The 15,958-nt window shown below is 33.3% G+C and carries 17 protein-coding genes; 5 read left to right on the top strand and 12 right to left on the bottom strand.

All coding sequences use genetic code 11. From position 1 onward, the window contains the following. Positions 1-135: 135 nt before the first annotated feature. Together OC526_RS01725 and OC526_RS01720 are read right to left on the bottom strand one after the other, a co-directional pair. Entirely contained in the window at positions 136-909 is a 774-nt protein-coding gene (locus OC526_RS01725; protein ID WP_262121701.1) for a retroviral-like aspartic protease family protein, read from the bottom strand. Further along, positions 909-1,991 carry a hypothetical protein gene (locus OC526_RS01720; RefSeq protein ID WP_262121699.1) on the bottom strand — a complete coding sequence of 361 codons (1,083 nt, stop codon included), beginning with the start codon at positions 1,989-1,991 and terminating at the stop codon, positions 909-911. The genes OC526_RS01725 and OC526_RS01720 overlap by 1 nt, the downstream gene beginning before the upstream one ends. Positions 1,992-2,192: 201 nt before the next feature. Here OC526_RS01720 and OC526_RS01715 point away from each other — a divergent pair, with 201 nt between their 5' ends. Then, entirely contained in the window at positions 2,193-3,104 is a 912-nt protein-coding gene (locus tag OC526_RS01715) for a helix-turn-helix domain-containing protein (protein WP_262121698.1), read from the top strand. Between the two features lie 48 nt (positions 3,105-3,152). Here OC526_RS01715 and OC526_RS01710 read toward each other — a convergent pair whose 3' ends face one another. The 5 genes from OC526_RS01710 to uvrB all read right to left on the bottom strand — a co-directional run bounded on the left by OC526_RS01710 (position 3,153) and on the right by uvrB (position 10,426). Then, positions 3,153-4,325: an ABC transporter permease gene (locus OC526_RS01710; protein ID WP_262121696.1), complete on the bottom strand. Its 1,173-nt coding sequence runs from the start codon at positions 4,323-4,325 to the stop codon at positions 3,153-3,155. After that, complete coding sequence (locus OC526_RS01705) at positions 4,318-5,208, bottom strand: ABC transporter ATP-binding protein (protein WP_262121693.1); 891 nt, start codon at positions 5,206-5,208, stop codon at positions 4,318-4,320. The genes OC526_RS01710 and OC526_RS01705 overlap by 8 nt, the downstream gene beginning before the upstream one ends. 126 nt (positions 5,209-5,334) lie before the next feature. After that, entirely contained in the window at positions 5,335-5,619 is a 285-nt protein-coding gene (locus OC526_RS01700) for a hypothetical protein (RefSeq protein ID WP_262121691.1), read from the bottom strand. A 9-nt stretch (positions 5,620-5,628) separates the two neighbouring features. Continuing rightward, entirely contained in the window at positions 5,629-8,457 is a 2,829-nt protein-coding gene (gene uvrA / locus OC526_RS01695; RefSeq protein WP_262121688.1) for an excinuclease ABC subunit UvrA, read from the bottom strand. Between the two features lies 1 nt (position 8,458). Continuing rightward, complete coding sequence (uvrB, locus tag OC526_RS01690; RefSeq protein ID WP_262121687.1) at positions 8,459-10,426, bottom strand: excinuclease ABC subunit UvrB; 1,968 nt, start codon at positions 10,424-10,426, stop codon at positions 8,459-8,461. A 207-nt stretch (positions 10,427-10,633) separates the two neighbouring features. Between uvrB and dhaK the strand changes: the two genes are divergently transcribed. The 4 genes from dhaK to OC526_RS01670 all read left to right on the top strand — a co-directional run bounded on the left by dhaK (position 10,634) and on the right by OC526_RS01670 (position 13,308). After that, complete coding sequence (gene dhaK / locus OC526_RS01685) at positions 10,634-11,611, top strand: dihydroxyacetone kinase subunit DhaK (RefSeq protein ID WP_262121686.1); 978 nt, start codon at positions 10,634-10,636, stop codon at positions 11,609-11,611. A gap of 7 nt (positions 11,612-11,618) precedes the next feature. After that, a complete protein-coding gene (gene dhaL / locus OC526_RS01680; RefSeq protein ID WP_262121684.1) occupies positions 11,619-12,218 on the top strand; it encodes a dihydroxyacetone kinase subunit DhaL in 600 nt (199 codons plus the stop codon). Further along, positions 12,211-12,600: a dihydroxyacetone kinase phosphoryl donor subunit DhaM gene (gene dhaM / locus OC526_RS01675; RefSeq protein ID WP_262121682.1), complete on the top strand. Its 390-nt coding sequence runs from the start codon at positions 12,211-12,213 to the stop codon at positions 12,598-12,600. The genes dhaL and dhaM overlap by 8 nt, the downstream gene beginning before the upstream one ends. Positions 12,601-12,687: 87 nt before the next feature. Next, positions 12,688-13,308: a PepSY domain-containing protein gene (locus tag OC526_RS01670; RefSeq protein WP_262121680.1), complete on the top strand. Its 621-nt coding sequence runs from the start codon at positions 12,688-12,690 to the stop codon at positions 13,306-13,308. A gap of 35 nt (positions 13,309-13,343) precedes the next feature. Here the strand turns inward: OC526_RS01670 and OC526_RS01665 are convergent, their stop codons facing one another. The 5 genes from OC526_RS01665 to OC526_RS01645 form a co-directional block, all read right to left on the bottom strand. Then, positions 13,344-13,505, bottom strand: coding sequence for a hypothetical protein (locus tag OC526_RS01665; RefSeq protein WP_262121679.1), 162 nt, complete (start codon positions 13,503-13,505; stop codon positions 13,344-13,346). A gap of 64 nt (positions 13,506-13,569) precedes the next feature. Then, positions 13,570-13,740 (bottom strand): hypothetical protein, encoded by a 171-nt coding sequence (locus OC526_RS01660; RefSeq protein ID WP_262121677.1) that lies wholly within the window; start codon positions 13,738-13,740, stop codon positions 13,570-13,572. A gap of 82 nt (positions 13,741-13,822) precedes the next feature. After that, positions 13,823-13,996, bottom strand: a complete 174-nt coding sequence (locus OC526_RS01655; protein WP_262121676.1) for a hypothetical protein — start codon at positions 13,994-13,996, stop codon at positions 13,823-13,825. Between the two features lie 10 nt (positions 13,997-14,006). Then, positions 14,007-15,137 carry a hypothetical protein gene (locus tag OC526_RS01650; protein WP_262121673.1) on the bottom strand — a complete coding sequence of 377 codons (1,131 nt, stop codon included), beginning with the start codon at positions 15,135-15,137 and terminating at the stop codon, positions 14,007-14,009. Positions 15,138-15,140: 3 nt separating this feature from the next. Beyond that, complete coding sequence (locus OC526_RS01645; RefSeq protein WP_262121670.1) at positions 15,141-15,845, bottom strand: ATP-binding cassette domain-containing protein; 705 nt, start codon at positions 15,843-15,845, stop codon at positions 15,141-15,143. Positions 15,846-15,958: the final 113 nt, after the last annotated feature.

The raw sequence follows: 15,958 nt of genomic DNA, 5'->3' as shown, positions 1-15,958 counted from the left end.
TATTTATATAAATTTGTAATTGCAAATAGGGATTTGGGGAAAAGACTGGGACGATATCTCGAATATGCGGACTCAATTAATGTTAAAATATCAAATTTAGTCCAATAAAAATAGAGAGAATGAATCTCCCTATTTCTAAAGCTGCTTTGCCCTCATATATCTCATTGGACAGTACATGGCCCATGTTGTATTTTGTAATAAGTCTGCCCCAAATACTATCTTTACATCACCCTCATTAAGATTTGGGTTTAGGCTAGCACTAGGCAGGCTTATTCTATCATCGTCTATTTTAAAGGTTAATTTTGTTTCATAGCTTAGTTTTTCATTGCCAAGGCCTAGCATTTCAATAGTGCTTGCTGCATCCTTATCCTTCAATATCTTATCAAAAATATCTTGGCTAACTGTTGTGATTGGCTTTGAAGTATCTATACCTGCAAGGATTTTTTCACCTTCAAACTCTACATATATTATCGGTAAATTATCAGATTCCTTGCTAGAATTTTCCCTAAAATCATCCACTTGGACTTGGAAATCATTGGTTTTTAAATCTCCTCTAAAGCACAGTTGAGAAATGATATTCCAACCTAGGATAAAATCTGCTGGATATTTGTTGCCTGTTGGGTCTTCTGGCAGGTCAAAGGAATCATCATTTGCTACAATGATTGGTGCAGACCCTATTTCAAGGCCTCCAAGGCGAAGATTTACCCTAGCCCTTCTCCAGCCACGTTTTTCATCAATTGGCTTACTATCTATATAAGTAATGTCAATCTTATCTGCAATTGATTTTTTTAAAAGACTGTTGCCTTTGGTATCAAACATTGCTGTTACTGGCTCGCCCCCAACTGACGCATTTAAAAATATAAAGTTCAAGTATTTTTTTTCTGATAATTCTACCTGTGTAAAATTCATTATTGCTCCTTTTTGTTTATAATCTTAATTAGTTTTATAATATCCTCATCTGTATGAAATATATAGTCTGTCTCATTTTCTGCATTAAATACAAATTTCACCAGATTATTTTCTATTTTTCCATCAATTTTTAGCCTACCCGGGTTTTGGTTTTTCTTATCCATTTTCTTTAGCTCATCTAAGCTTGCACCCACATAAAGGTTACCCACGGATATGTCAGAGCTATTGTCTGACTTAATGCTAATTATTTGCCCATCTTTGGGAGAAATTGCATTTTCACCAGTATTTTTTATTTCAAAATCCAGTCCGTAAACTTTTGTATGATCTTCTACATCATTAAGAAGTGGTGAGTAAATCTTTGTTGTGACTACTTGTACTGGGTCAAGTTTTTCCAAATCCTGGTCAATATTTATATCAGACCCTAATAATTGCTCCAAGTCCCTTATAGTCAAGGGAAAGCTAACATTTTGGCCAAATATTACAAATTCCCCATTTTTATAAGCCTCATCTCTCATAAATTTTTTAGAAAATATTGCAGCTGAACTTAGTTTATCATCCTTGAAATAAAGAGAAACATAATTTTTTTCTGTATAACAATTTATAGTTTTTTCATCATTCATAGTGGCCTCAGCTGTGCGGATATCCTTTAGGGATTTACTGGCCTTTTGGTAGGAATCTCCCCATTTTAAACCGCCTATGGAAAAATCTTTGTTTTTGCCATTGTTATTATTTATATAAAGCTCGATTATCTTCCCATTTTTTATATCAATTGGATTTGTACTTGTATTTTTAAATGTTGCTCCAAGATCAATGGTGCTACTTTTTAAATTTGCCATTTGCTGACCACTTTTGCTCATTTTTTGGTAGGTAAATTCTTCTTCATTAAGTTTTATACCATTTTGCTCAAAGTCTTGATAATCTGCTGGCAAAGAAAAAGACTGACCATCTAGGAAAAATTTATCAAAATCATTTTTACTAATCTCTAAGGGGGCTAAAGTTTTTGCTTCTTTTGCTGATTCAATATTTTTTTGCCCGCAAGAAGACATAAAAATCATCATTAAAATATAAAAAAACTTCCTCATCTTTAACCCTCCTTTTTTTTATTATACAATATTTTTAAAAAAATTACCTTTGGGATATAAATATATTAATATAATAGTTTTCTTAAAAAATCGCTATTTTACGCCAATGCAACCACTGGTTGACAAATTTCAAAAGCTAATTGCTGGTATGTAAAAACAATTTTTAATAAAATGATGGTAGAAAAAATAAAGGAGGATCTTATGATACTAGCTGATAAGATTATAAGTTTGAGAAAAAAAGAAGGAATGACTCAAGAAGATTTGGCAAACCTTGTTGGTGTAAGTAGACAATCCGTTTCAAAATGGGAAAGTACTATGGCCATGCCAGATTTGGATAAGATAATGAAATTATCTAAAATTTTTGGTGTGAGTACAGATTTCCTTCTAAATGATGATTTGGGTATGGAACAAATAATAGTAGACGAAAAGGTAGAAGATACTTCTAAGCTCGTAGATCTAGATTTACTCAATCAATATTACGGTGCATATGAAAAAATAGCTAGGCTTATATCCCTTGCAACCATTCTTGTCATAATTTCACCTATAGCTTATATGACCCTAGATAATATTAATGAAAGTTTAGGTGTTATTATATTTTTGGCACTGATTGCTTTAGCAGTAGGGCTATTTATAAATTCTGGCTTTGGTGCTAGCAAGTTTGAGTTTATAGAAAAAGAACCTTACAATTTTTCTTATGGAGTTGAAGGGGTTATTAAGAAAAATTTAGATCAATATCAACCAATTCTTAAAAGAAATATAATCCTAGCAATCACAATATTTATCCTATCCCCAGCAGTTTATGTATTAGCGATAAATGCAGGGGTAACAAACAATATTCCTGTCTACTTATTTTTGATACTTACTGCTATAGGCGCAAGCCTTATGGGATATAGTATGATAAAATATTCATCATATAGGGATATATTAAAATATAGGGATCCAAAGATCCAGAAAAAAGAAGGAAAGATTGGTAAGGTATCAGGTGTGCTTTGGATAACAGCCATTGGTGTTTTCTTTATATACAGCTTTTGGACTGGAAATTGGCAAGCTAGCTGGATAATATTTGTAATTGCTAGTTTTTTGCAAGTTATAATCGCTATGGTACTTGACTAGGCATAATAAAAAGGGATGAGCATACGCTCGTCCCTTTTACATTTAAATTTATTTTTTGAATCTTCTAGTTACCCAGTTATCAGTAGAATAGTTTAAAATATTTCTCTTATAAACTCTTTCTCCAAATCTATACACTAAGAATATAGTAACTATAAGGATAGCTATGGAAATCAACCCTTCAGTTAAGCCGGCATAGCCGTTTAAAAGTCTAAGTGGCATAAAGAATGTTGATGCTAGTGGTATATAGCTTAAGACTTGTGTTAGCATAATATCCCCTCTTTTTTGGAGATTGATAGCAAGGAAAAATAGTATTACTGTTACTAAAATAAGTGGTGTTCCCATTTTACCTGCATCTTCTACTTTTGTAGCAAAGGAACCTAGCATACCTGCTATTACTAGGAAAATAAATATTCCTAATATGAATAGTAATACTATTTCTGCAATCATTGCGTATGATTCGGATGTCAATGCAAAGTTTAAATCTAGGTTATCAAAAAGACCCTTGGATTTTGCAATAAAGTATCCTATTATGGCAAATATTACATAGGTGAAAATTTGTACAAATACTGCAATAAAGTTACCCAGCATCTTGCCTGCAAAATAATCACCAGGTTTTACAGATGAAAATATAAATTCTATCATCTTAGTACCTTTTTCTGTGGCAATCTCAGCGAGTACTAGGTTTACAAAGCTCATTAAGACCATGTACATTAAGAATATTAATACAAAGTATATGGCTTGGCCTATAAATTTATTTTCAGATTTTTCATCTGTTATTTGGTTAATTAGAGGTGTTTTTGCTAGGATTTGTGCCTGATTTTGATCTAAGCCAGCATTTTTACTATTTAATTGATTTTGGATATTATTTATTATTTCTTGAAATTTTAGGATTTCTATCATAGAGGCATCAGCTTCATTAAAGTCAGCAATTATCTGGCCATTTTCTTCCCTGACTTTGGCATATGAAGAAATTTCCTTTTCTTCAACCAATGTTTCAAGCTCATCTTCGTTTACAAATTTATATTTATCATCATCAAAATAAGTTTTTAAATCTTCACTAGCAACAATACCCATATGGCTATCTTCAGGTGCTGCAGCAAAGTAGCCAGCAAGACCACTTATAACTCCAAATAAAACTGGCAGTAAGATCATAGCCCAAAATGTACCAGATTTCAGGTGATTTTTTAGGGTTTCTTGCATTACAATTTTTATTCTACTCATGACTTTCCACCACCTTTGCAAAGATTTCGTTTAGGTTTGGAGCAGCTTGGCTAAATTGTGATACAAAGCCAATATTTTTATTTATGTCTTCATAAATGGCTCTGCTATCTTCTGGATCATTTAAATAAATATTCCATAACTCTCCACATTTTGTATAAGATTTCACTTTTCCATCGATTAGTGGAAGTAAATCTTTATCAGTTTCTACAATAACTTTCTCCCTTGGGAAGGTATTTCTAATCTCTGTTGGTGTACCATTTAGGACTATTTGTCCATTTTTAATCATAACCAGCTTATTGCAAAGGGCCTCCACATTTTCCATATTGTGGGATGAAAATAAAATTGTCATGCCCATTTGATTTAATTCCTTAATAATATCTTCTAAAAGTCTAATATTATAAGGATCTAGGCCAGAAAGTGGCTCATCTAGGATAACAAATTCTGGTTTATAGATAACTGCTGCTAGTAGTTGGACTTTTTGCTGGTTACCCTTTGATAGGGATTTGATTTTATCAGTTAATTTTCCCTTAATTTCAAACCTATCAAACCATCTTTTTAGCTCTTCATCTGGAATTTTGTCCATTTGGTTGAGTTTTGCAAAGTATCTTATTTCTTCTTCGATAGTCTTTTTTGGTGAAAGAGACCTTTCTTCAGGCAAAAATCCAATTTTTTCAAGTGGGACTTTATTTATTGGCTGACCATCATATGTAATAGATCCAGTATAGTCATCAAAAAAGTTCATTATTGACCTAAATAATGTGGATTTTCCAGCACCATTTTGGCCAATTACACCAAATACATCTCCTTTTTCAACCTTAAATGACACATTATCTAGTGCCTTAAGGCTGCCAAAGGATTTTGATACATTATTAATTTCAATCATAAGCATTCCTTTCTTTTTTCTCCAATAAAGATTATATCACATTTAAAAATAATTTGTTATAAATTAAAATAATTAACTTTAGAATGAATATAATAAAAAACTGGTACAAGTATGTACCAGCTTTAATTATTCTAAATCTAAATCTGAATAGTCGCCAGCTAGGAGTTTGTCAATATCTTTTACTCCCATTTCGTGCAGCAGGTCTTCAATTTCCGCATTGTTTGATTCTATATCAGTAATTAAATTTTCTAATTCATCATCATTCATATCATTTGTTGTGATATTTTCATCACCAGGGATTTTTCCTGGAAGATCAATTACAAAATCATTGCCATCACCAGTTGAAAAACTAACTGGTCTGCCGTTTTTATTTGTATCTACCTTGTTATCTCTTTTATCTTCTAAACTCATTTTTTGCTCCTAATTTTTATTTTCACTTAAAATTTTCTTTAAATATTTACCTGTGTAGGACTTTTTGTTTTTGGATATTTCTTCTGGAGTGCCACAGCCTACTAATGTACCACCGCCATCTCCTCCTTCAGGGCCAAGATCTACTAAGTAATCTGATACTTTTATCACATCTAGGTTATGTTCGATTACTACTACAGTATTATTTTGATCGACTAACCTATTTAAAACATCAATTAGTTTATGGACATCTGCCATATGAAGACCTGTTGTTGGCTCATCTAGGATATATAGAGTTTGACCTGTGCCAACTTTTGCAAGTTCTGTGGCAAGTTTTACCCTTTGGGCCTCCCCACCAGATAATTCTGTTGATGGTTGGCCAATTTTTATATATCCAAGTCCTACATCATATAGGGTTTGAAGTTTTCTGACAATTGGAGCGTGGTTAGCAAAAAATTCTATACCTTCTTCAACTGTCATATCTAAAACTTCTGATATATCCTTACCCTTGTATTTTACCTCTAGTGTTTCTCTATTGTAGCGTTTGCCATGGCAAACTTCACATGGTACATATACATCTGGTAAAAACATCATATCAACTTTGATTGTACCGTCACCCTTGCAGGCCTCACAACGACCACCCTTTACATTAAAGGAAAATCTTCCCTTTGTGTAGCCTTTCATCTTTGCTTCATTTGTCATAGCAAAGACATCACGGATATTATCAAAGACCTTTGTATATGTTGCAGGGTTTGAGCGTGGAGTACGTCCTATTGGAGATTGGTCGATAGCTATTACCTTATCAATTTGATCAAGACCTAGTATTTCATCGTGTTTTCCTGGACGAACCTTAGTCTTGTTTAACTTTTTGGTTACTGATTTGTATAATATTTCATTTATCAAGGAGGACTTACCAGATCCAGATACTCCTGTCACAGATGTAAGGACACCTATTGGGATTTTGACATCAACACCCTTTAGGTTATTTTCCTGCGCTCCCTTTATTTCTATAAATTTTTCGCTAGTTCTGCGCTTAGCTGGGATTGGTATATATTTTCTGCCTGATAGGTAGTCTCCAGTTATTGATTTTTTTGATTTTATAATATCTTTTACAGATCCCTTTGCTACAACCTCACCACCATGAACACCCGCTTTAGGTCCTATATCAACTATAAAGTCGGCCTCACGTATAGTATCTTCGTCATGTTCTACAACTATTAATGTATTTCCAATATCTGTTAGATTTCTTAGGGAAGTTATCAATTTATCATTGTCCCTTTGGTGAAGTCCTATTGATGGCTCATCTAGGACATAGCAAACTCCAACAAGGCCTGACCCAATTTGAGTTGCCAAACGGATACGTTGGCTTTCTCCACCGGATAGGGTTGATGCAGAACGATTAAGGGTTAGATATCCAAGGCCTACATCATTTAAAAACTTAAGTCGCGATTCTATTTCTCTTATAATTAGCTCTGCAATATTTGCCTTCATTTCTGATAATTCTAAGTCTTTAAAAAATTTTACAGAATTTTCTACGGATAATTTTGTAAGGTCAGCTATATTAGTTTCATCAACTTTGATTGATAAAACTTCTGGTTTTAGCCTATCTCCATGGCAGGTCTTACACTCTTCCTCTCCCATAAATTCTCTAAACCTTTTTCTTTGGGTTTCAGAATTTGTTCTTTCGTATCTGTCAGCAAGGTTGGTTACTGCACCTTCAAATTTTCCCTTATATCTTTTTCTTCCTGAAAATCTAGAGTCAAATACAAAAGATAAGTCATATTTTGTACCATAAAGGATATCATCAATCAGTCCCTTTGGTGCATTTTTAAGTGGCTCATCATAGGAAAAATCATAGTGGTCTGCTATGGCGCGGATTGTTTGATAATAGTAAGAGTCCTTGGCAGAACCGCTATAAGCATCTACTGCATCTTGGTTGATAGATAGGTTTAAGTCTGGAATTACTAGTTCTGGGTCAATTTGTAGGTGAAAACCAAGTCCATTACAATCTGGACACATACCTAGAGGTGCGTTAAATGAAAACATATTTGGTGTAATTTCAGGAAGTGAAACGTGGCCATCTGGGCAGGCAAGTTTACTACTTAGCATAAAAGATTCACCGTCAATTACATCTATCAAAATTATTCCATCCGCAAGGCCTAGGGCGGTTTCTAGGGAATCAGTTAACCTTGATTCTATACCTTCTTTTATAACAATCCTATCTACTATAATTGAAATATCGTGCTTTTTAGTTTTGGAAAGTTCTATATCTTCTTCCAAATCGTGACGCTCTCCATCTATGACTACCCTTACGAAACCTTGTTTTTGGATATTTTCTAGGGCTTTTTTGTGTTGGCCTTTTTTTCCACGTATCATAGGTGCAAGGATTTGAATCCTGGTTTTTTCTGGTAATTCTAGGATTTTATCAACCATTTGGTCGATGGATTGGGCTTCGATTTTTTTTCCACAGACTGGGCAATAAGCATCTCCAATCCTTGCATATAAGAGCCTATAATAATCATAAATTTCTGTTACAGTTGCTACTGTAGACCTTGGGTTTCTATTAGTAGTTTTCTGATCGATTGATATAGAAGGAGAAAGTCCCTCTATGCTATCAACATCTGGTTTGTCGACATTGCCCAAAAATTGTCTGGCATATGATGATAGACTTTCTACATAGCGCCTTTGCCCTTCTGCATAAATAGTGTCAAAGGCTAAAGTGGACTTTCCAGATCCGGAAAGCCCTGTAAAAACTATCATTTCATCACGTGGCAGGGTGATGTCGACATTTTTTAAATTGTTGGTGCGGGCACCTTTTATAACTATGTCGTGTTCAGTCAAATTATGCTCCTACGAAATTTTCTTTCATATGTTTAATCTGATCGCGGATGTTTGCAGCTCGTTCAAAGTCAAGTTCTTCTGCGGCCTTATACATCTGACTTTCAAGATTAATTATTATTGTATCTATATCTTCTCTATTAAATTCTTCTATTTCAGCTTCTTCAGCTGCCTTTGTAACTTGAATCATTTCCCCGATATTTTTTCTAATAGTTTGTGGGGTGATGTTATTCTCTTCATTAAATTTCATTTGGATGTCACGGCGGCGGGCTGTTTCATCCATGGCTTTTTTCATTGATTTTGTAATATTATCCCCATACATGATTACATGGCCCTCGCTATTTCTAGCTGCACGGCCGATGGTTTGAATAAGGGATGTTTCTGAACGTAAAAATCCTTCCTTATCAGCATCAAGGATTGCAATTAGACTTACTTCTGGTATATCAAGACCTTCTCTTAAAAGGTTGATGCCGACTAATACGTCAAATTCTCCCAAACGCAATTCACGGATAATTTCAGATCGCTCTATGGTTTTTATATCTGAGTGCAGATATTTTACCTTAATACCATTTTCTGTTAGGTAAGTAGTTAGGTCTTCTGCCATTTTTTTGGTTAAGGTTGTAACCAAGGCTCTGTCGCCTTTTTCTGTTGTCTTATAGATTTCTTCAATCAAGTCATCTATTTGATTTTCAGTTGGTCTTACTTCAACTATTGGGTCAAGTAGTCCTGTTGGTCGGATAATTTGTTCAACCAATTCTCCACCAGTCTTATCCATCTCATATGGGCCTGGAGTTGCTGAAACGTAAATGGCTTGATTTACTAAGGACTCAAACTCATTAAATTTTAATGGTCTATTATCAAGGGCTGATGGCAACCTAAAACCATAATCAACTAGGTTTTGCTTACGAGCCCTGTCCCCTTCATACATACCCCCAACTTGAGGGATTGACACGTGGGATTCATCGACCATTATTACAAAATCTTTTGGGAAATAATCGATTAATGTGTATGGTCTACTGCCCGCTGGTCTTTGGCTAAGGTGTCTAGAGTAGTTTTCTATTCCTGAACAAAAACCAATTTCTTTTAGCATTTCTATATCATATTTAGTTCTTTGTTCTAGCCTTTGGGCTTCTAATAATTTATTATTTTCGTTAAAATATTTTAACTGTTCTTCTAATTCCTGCTCGATAGTCACTATGGCACGTTCTGTTTTTTCACTAGTAGTAGCATAGTGGCTGGCAGGGTAAATGTAGGCGTGGGATAATTTTGCAGTTACTTTGCCTGTCAATGAGTCAAATTCGGAGATTTCTTCGATTTCATCGCCAAAAAACTCAAAGCGTATTGCCTTTTGGTCAAAACCTGCTGGGAATACATCAAGGATGTCTCCACGTTTTCTAAAAGTACCCCTATCAAAGTCAATATCATTTCTTACATACTGAACATCGATTAGTTTTCTCATTACTTCTTCTGGGGCAATTTCTTGGCCAGGTCTTAGAGAAACAACAAGTTCCTTATAATCTATCGGGTCACCCAGACCATAAATACAAGAAACCGATGCAACAATTATTACATCACGGCGTTCAAAAAGCGCCATAGTTGCTGAGTGGCGCATCTTATCAATCTCATCATTAATTGAAGAATCTTTTGCAATATAAGTATCAGTTGCTGCAACATAGGCTTCTGGTTGGTAGTAATCGTAGTAAGAAACGAAATACTCCACAGCATTGTCTGGAAAAAACTCTTTAAATTCTGTAAAAAGTTGGTAGGCCAAGGTCTTATTGTGGGCTAAAACCAAGGTTGGCCTTTGCACTTCTTCTATAATATTTGCCATGGTGAATGTCTTACCAGATCCTGTTACACCACGGAGGATTTGATGTTTTTTGCCCTGATTTATACCATTTGAAAGGGTTTTGATAGCCTCTGGCTGGTCACCCCTTGGCTTATAATCAGAATTTATTTTAAATTTTTGCAAAGATTTATCCTTTCTTAAATAAAAAGGCTAAAATTTAGATTTGCCTTTAAAACTATATATGATAGGCCAGTTTTTTGACTAACTCTGACCTTTAATTTTTTATTAATTTCTCATAAAGTATACTATTTTAGCCGGAAAATTCAATCTTACTTTACAGGGCTTTGTGGGTATAAAATTATTAGTATGAATTTATACTTGGAGGTAAATATGAAAAAAATCATTAATAGTCCAGAAAAATTAGTTGACCAAATGCTAGACGGTTTGGTTAAAGCTAATCCAAATAAAATAGAGAGGATTCCTGATACAAATGTAATTGCAAGAATAGATGCACCAGTTGATGGCAAAGTTGGTATTATTTCTGGCGGAGGATCAGGTCATGAACCAGCACACGCAGGTTATGTAGGTCGTGGCATGCTAGATTGTGCTGTTGCTGGCGAAATTTTCACATCTCCTACCCCAGACCAAGTTTTCGAAGCTATAAAAAAAGCTGATGCTGGCAAAGGAGTTTTTATGATCATTAAAAACTACCAAGGTGATGTAATGAACTTTGAAATGGCAAAAGAGATGGCTGAAATGGAAGATATTGACGTTGACTATATAATTGTAAATGATGATATAGTTGTAGATAAAAAAGAAGATCGACGTGGTGTTGCAGGAACTATCTTTGTTCACAAAACTTTAGGTGCAATGGCTGAAAACGGGGCAAGTCTAAAAGAAATAAAAAAAGCAGCCCAAAAAATTATAGGAGATATAAAAACAATCGGCATGGCAACCAAACCATGCACAAACCCATCTGATGGCAAAGAAAGTTTTGAGCTTTCTGATGACGAATTAGAAATGGGTATCGGTATACATGGAGAAGAAGGCATCAAAAAAGAAGAAATGAAATCAGCCGATGAAATTGTAAAAGAAATGGTTGATAGATTACTAGAAGAAATAAAAGATAACGATAGTGAATATGCAGTAATGGTAAATGGCATGGGTGCCACTCCAGAAATGGAACTATATGTGATCAATAATTCCCTTGCTGACTACCTAGTAGAAAAAAATATAAAAGTTGCCCGAACATATATTGGAAACTTTATGACAAGCATGGATATGGCAGGTTTTTCAATCACTCTTTACAAAGTAGATGATGAGAGATTAAAATTACTTGACCAAGAAGTAGATATAGTTAGAAAGTAGTGAAAAAATGGAAATTAAACAAGTACAAGAAATAATAAATAAAATTGCAGACGAAATTATAGAAAATAAAGATTATCTAACAGAGCTTGATAGATCAATAGGTGATGCTGACCACGGTTCAAATATGGCTAAGGGCTTTAAATTTACTAAAGAATCTATAGAGGATGACTTTGGAGATTATAAAACATTATTTAACAAAGTAGCTACTACATTGTTATCAAAAGTAGGTGGAGCAAGCGGTCCACTTTATGGCTCATTTTTTATGAAATTTGCCGCAAGCTTAAAAGATATAAGTGATTTAGATCGTGATACATTAAATAAAGCTTTTGCTAGCGGTCTTGAAGGTGTCAAACAAAGAGGAAAAGCTGAAGTTGGCGATAAAACTATGGTTGATGTCTTAGAGCCAGTTGCAGATGCATTAAATGAAGGCAAAACTTATGATGAAGTTATAAAAGTTGCCGAAGAAGCTATGAATAAAACAAAAGATATAAAAGCAAATAAGGGACGAGCATCCTATGTGGGTGAAAGATCAATTGGTCACATAGATCCAGGTGCAGCAAGTTCATATATAATGATAAAAACAGGATTAGGAGAAATAAATGATTAATATTTTAATAGCAAGCCACAGCCACAAATTAGCTGAGGGTCTCACTGAATTAGTAGGACAAATGGCTGGTGGTGTAAATATAGAATACTCTGGTGGTACAGAAGATGGTGAGCTAGGTTCAAATTTTGAAGAAATAAACGAAAAAATGACAAGGCTTGCTGAAGATGGTTTAGTAGTATTTTTTGATTTAGGATCATCTATGATGAATTGTGAAACAGCTTACGAAATGCTAGATGATGATTTAAAAGAAAAGGTAGTTCTAGCGGGATCACCCCTTGTAGAATCTAGCGTACAAATTAGTGTTAGTATAGATGAAAATACTGAACTTGACGATATAAAAAATATGATTAGTGAATATGATTTAAATAAACTTGATCAATAGCTAGGATTATAATTAATATATATCTAAACTTGTTTAATAAATTTAAGGTAGTATATTAATAACACAAATTTCATTAAGGAGGGTTTTATGAAATTTAAAAATTTAAAATATGGAGCATCTGCTCTTGCCCTAGCAGCTATTCTTACAGCATGTGGCGGAGAAAATGCTCAGCAAGCTAAAGAAGATGCGAAAAGTGCTGCAAATAATACAGAAGCAGCAGTTACAGAAGAAGTTGATAAGGCTAAAGACAATGTAGAAGAAAAAATCGACGACCTAAAATCAGGTATCGAAGAAAAAGAATTTGCTATTAGCCTTGATGATGCAGTAGCAAAATTCAAAGAAGCTTTTGATGATGATAGCATAGAAATTTCTTCTGTTGAGCTTGACGAAGATGACGGAAAATACACTTACGACATAGAAGGATTCAAAGAAAACAAAGAATATGAAGCAAGTATCGATGCTGAAAGCGGAGAAGTCTTAGCTAAAGAAGAAGAAAATGACGATGACATGGATGATGATATAGCAATTGATTTTACAAAAATCATAAGTCCAAAAGAAGCAATGGCAAAGGCTTTAGAAAATAATACTGGATATGTAAAATCATATGAAATCGACCATGACGATGACAGAATTGTTTATGAAATAGATATAGAAGATGGCGATGATGTTGAGCTAGATGCTGAAAGTGGCGACATACTTCACAAATAATCAAAAAATTAAGGACCATTAATGGTCCTTTTTTATTACATTGATCTAAAATCAGTTCCACGTCTACTATAAATATAAAGTCCAAGTCCTATAAAAAATACAAAAAATCCTAATCCGCCCCTCTTATTAAAAAACATAAATACTGATAAGATTACTAAAACTACGCCAATTATACTTTCTAATTTTGTTTTTTTCATAATTATTCTCCATAATTAAATATGTACAACAAAACCTCCCAGCTGGGAGGTTTTTTAATGGTTCTTATCTAGGCACATAATTTCTGTCATTTTCTGATTTTTTACCGAATGCATAAACAGCAAGTCCGATTAGTAGTACGAAAAAGCCCTTGCCTCCTCTGCTATCAAAAAACATATATACTGAGAAGAGCATGGCAATAATACCTATTATTTTTGCAATTTTTCCTGTTTCCATAATAATTCCTTTCTTATATAATTCTTAGATTATTTATACCCAAAATAAAAAAATCTCCAAAAAAATGGAGATTTTTCATAATTTAATAACTCTTATGAGGGTTATTTGTATCATCATTTTTAAAGGCGAATACTAAAAATATTATACCTAATATAGCACCTATAATTGTAAAAGGTATTTCATTTCTAGTGTAGGATAAAATTGCAACAGCAAACCATATTACTGCAATGATGATTCTTAAAACTTTTCTATTCATTATTTACTCCTTAAATCATTACAAAGACTACAAAAGCCAAGATAAAAACAACTGCACCCAATATGTACTTTCTTGGAGACTTCCAAACCGCCATTGTGGTTTTCTTGCCTACAATAGGATATTTATTTTCCATGACATATGCTACAAGTGTATCAATAATTGTAAAAGCTATCAGGCTTATAACAAGTTTTGCTGACATCTGACCTTGATTTGCTAATAAAATTATTAAATGTACAAAAGCAAAGTATATAAGTAAGACTTTTATATAATCCTTATCCAAGGATTTGTTTGACTTTGGCAGCATTTTTTTATATGTAGCAATGCCAATATCCGTAGAGAAAATTGTGAGCAATGGGGTATTTACCGTTGCGATTGCTAGGGCAAGTGGGATTTTAATTGCACCCGGCATCATTAAAGAAACAAATATTATCATTAAAATAATACCCACAGTGTTAATCAAATATACATTTTCTGCTAGGATAAATTTTAAAAAGTAATTAGACACTGTGTATTTGCTAATTTTTCCCATTTCTTCTTGGGAAAATATAGCTTGATTTAGGTAAAAGTTGCTTAAAATTATTATTAATATAAAAATAGTTAGGATTGAAAACAAGGTCTTTATTCCTATATTTAAATCAGTCTTGTAAAATAAAAACATTATTACAGCAACTGAAAGAATTAAAAGCAAGAATACCATTATTTTTTTATCTTTCCCAACATTAGTGCTAGTAGGTAAAGAGCCCAACAGGCATATTATTGGAATTATAAGAAAAATTAAGGGATAAAATTCAGCTGGTGCCTTTAAAACATAAGCTATGACTGCAAGAGGCAAAAATTTTCTTATTATGGAATCGATAAGCAAACTTAGGATAAATGATAAATTTACATCTTTGCGCCTTACTGGCAACTGGTAATACATAAGTGTGTTTTCAGTTGATGTATAAGTTTTTGCAAAATAAAATATAGTTGTAAATAGGGCAAATGATACAAAAAGTACAAGTTTTAAATCAAAATTGATACTTAGTAGATTAGGGTCTTTTTTGATTAAAAAATCCATACCCGTATATATTAATACAAGGCCTACAAAATATTTTAAGATTGTTCTTCTATCTAGCATATCCTTTAAAAAAACTTTTGTCATGGCCTACCCCTTAAAACTTTGTAAAATTATTTCAGATGTTAGGCTGCTGTCGACCTTATTTTTTTCTGACAACTTGCCATGGTCTAGCAAAATATATGTATCGCAGGATTCAGTAATTGATTCTAAAATATGGGTTGCCATAAAAATCGACCCGTATTTTTTATATTCACGGATGATTTTATATAGGAAAACTGATCCTTCAAAATCTAATCCATCGACTGGCTCATCAAGAATTACTAAAGGCAGTTTTAAGCCGATAGCTGCAATTATAAAAAATTTCTTTTTATTACCCATAGAAAGTTCTTTAACAGGTTTGTTTATGTACTGGGTAAAATTAAAGTTTTCTATCATATAATTTTGATATTCTTGATCAATTTCCCTATTATAAACCTTATGCAAAAATTCATTGTATTCTGGAAAGGTCCAGTATTTAAAACTATTGTCTTCAGAAAATACAGCAATACGATTGAGTTTAAAATCCTCATTAGAAAAATCAATGTTTTTCCCATTAAAATTTATCCTACTAGCATCAAATTTGGGATGAATGTCAGTAATAGTTTTTATCAAGGTGGTTTTTCCTGATCCATTGCTACCAACAAGGGCAACTATTTCATTTTCTTCTATATCAAAACTACAGCCATTCAAAATATTCTTATCAGTTTCATACCAAGATTCTAAGTTATCCACTTCCAATAATTTATTAGCCATATCAAGCCTCCTTTTGTTCTGTTTTTACCCCGATTTTTCAAAATAAATTGTTTTTGACAAAATATTTTTATATAATTAAGACAAAATAATACAAATTCTATGAAAGGAGTTTT

It is taken from the genome of Anaerococcus sp. Marseille-Q5996, assembly GCF_946893725.1.
Classification (GTDB): Bacteria; Bacillota; Clostridia; order Tissierellales; family Peptoniphilaceae; genus Anaerococcus; species Anaerococcus martiniensis.
The sequence above is the reverse complement of the archived record's forward strand: the minus strand, read 5'-3'. Positions and strand labels throughout refer to the sequence as shown.

What these genes read in the sequence shown, in the direction of transcription:
- OC526_RS01725 (WP_262121701.1), bottom strand. Translation starts at nt 909, where the DNA reads ATGAATTTTACACAGGTAGAATTATCAGAAAAAAAATACTTGAACTTT.
- OC526_RS01720 (WP_262121699.1), bottom strand. Translation starts at nt 1,991, where the DNA reads ATGAGGAAGTTTTTTTATATTTTAATGATGATTTTTATGTCTTCTTGC.
- OC526_RS01715 (WP_262121698.1), top strand. Translation starts at nt 2,193, where the DNA reads ATGATACTAGCTGATAAGATTATAAGTTTGAGAAAAAAAGAAGGAATG.
- OC526_RS01710 (WP_262121696.1), bottom strand. Translation starts at nt 4,325, where the DNA reads ATGAGTAGAATAAAAATTGTAATGCAAGAAACCCTAAAAAATCACCTG.
- OC526_RS01705 (WP_262121693.1), bottom strand. Translation starts at nt 5,208, where the DNA reads ATGATTGAAATTAATAATGTATCAAAATCCTTTGGCAGCCTTAAGGCA.
- OC526_RS01700 (WP_262121691.1), bottom strand. Translation starts at nt 5,619, where the DNA reads ATGAGTTTAGAAGATAAAAGAGATAACAAGGTAGATACAAATAAAAAC.
- dhaK (WP_262121686.1), top strand. Translation starts at nt 10,634, where the DNA reads ATGAAAAAAATCATTAATAGTCCAGAAAAATTAGTTGACCAAATGCTA.
- dhaL (WP_262121684.1), top strand. Translation starts at nt 11,619, where the DNA reads ATGGAAATTAAACAAGTACAAGAAATAATAAATAAAATTGCAGACGAA.
- dhaM (WP_262121682.1), top strand. Translation starts at nt 12,211, where the DNA reads ATGATTAATATTTTAATAGCAAGCCACAGCCACAAATTAGCTGAGGGT.
- OC526_RS01670 (WP_262121680.1), top strand. Translation starts at nt 12,688, where the DNA reads ATGAAATTTAAAAATTTAAAATATGGAGCATCTGCTCTTGCCCTAGCA.
- OC526_RS01665 (WP_262121679.1), bottom strand. Translation starts at nt 13,505, where the DNA reads ATGAAAAAAACAAAATTAGAAAGTATAATTGGCGTAGTTTTAGTAATC.
- OC526_RS01660 (WP_262121677.1), bottom strand. Translation starts at nt 13,740, where the DNA reads ATGGAAACAGGAAAAATTGCAAAAATAATAGGTATTATTGCCATGCTC.
- OC526_RS01655 (WP_262121676.1), bottom strand. Translation starts at nt 13,996, where the DNA reads ATGAATAGAAAAGTTTTAAGAATCATCATTGCAGTAATATGGTTTGCT.
- OC526_RS01650 (WP_262121673.1), bottom strand. Translation starts at nt 15,137, where the DNA reads ATGACAAAAGTTTTTTTAAAGGATATGCTAGATAGAAGAACAATCTTA.
- OC526_RS01645 (WP_262121670.1), bottom strand. Translation starts at nt 15,845, where the DNA reads ATGGCTAATAAATTATTGGAAGTGGATAACTTAGAATCTTGGTATGAA.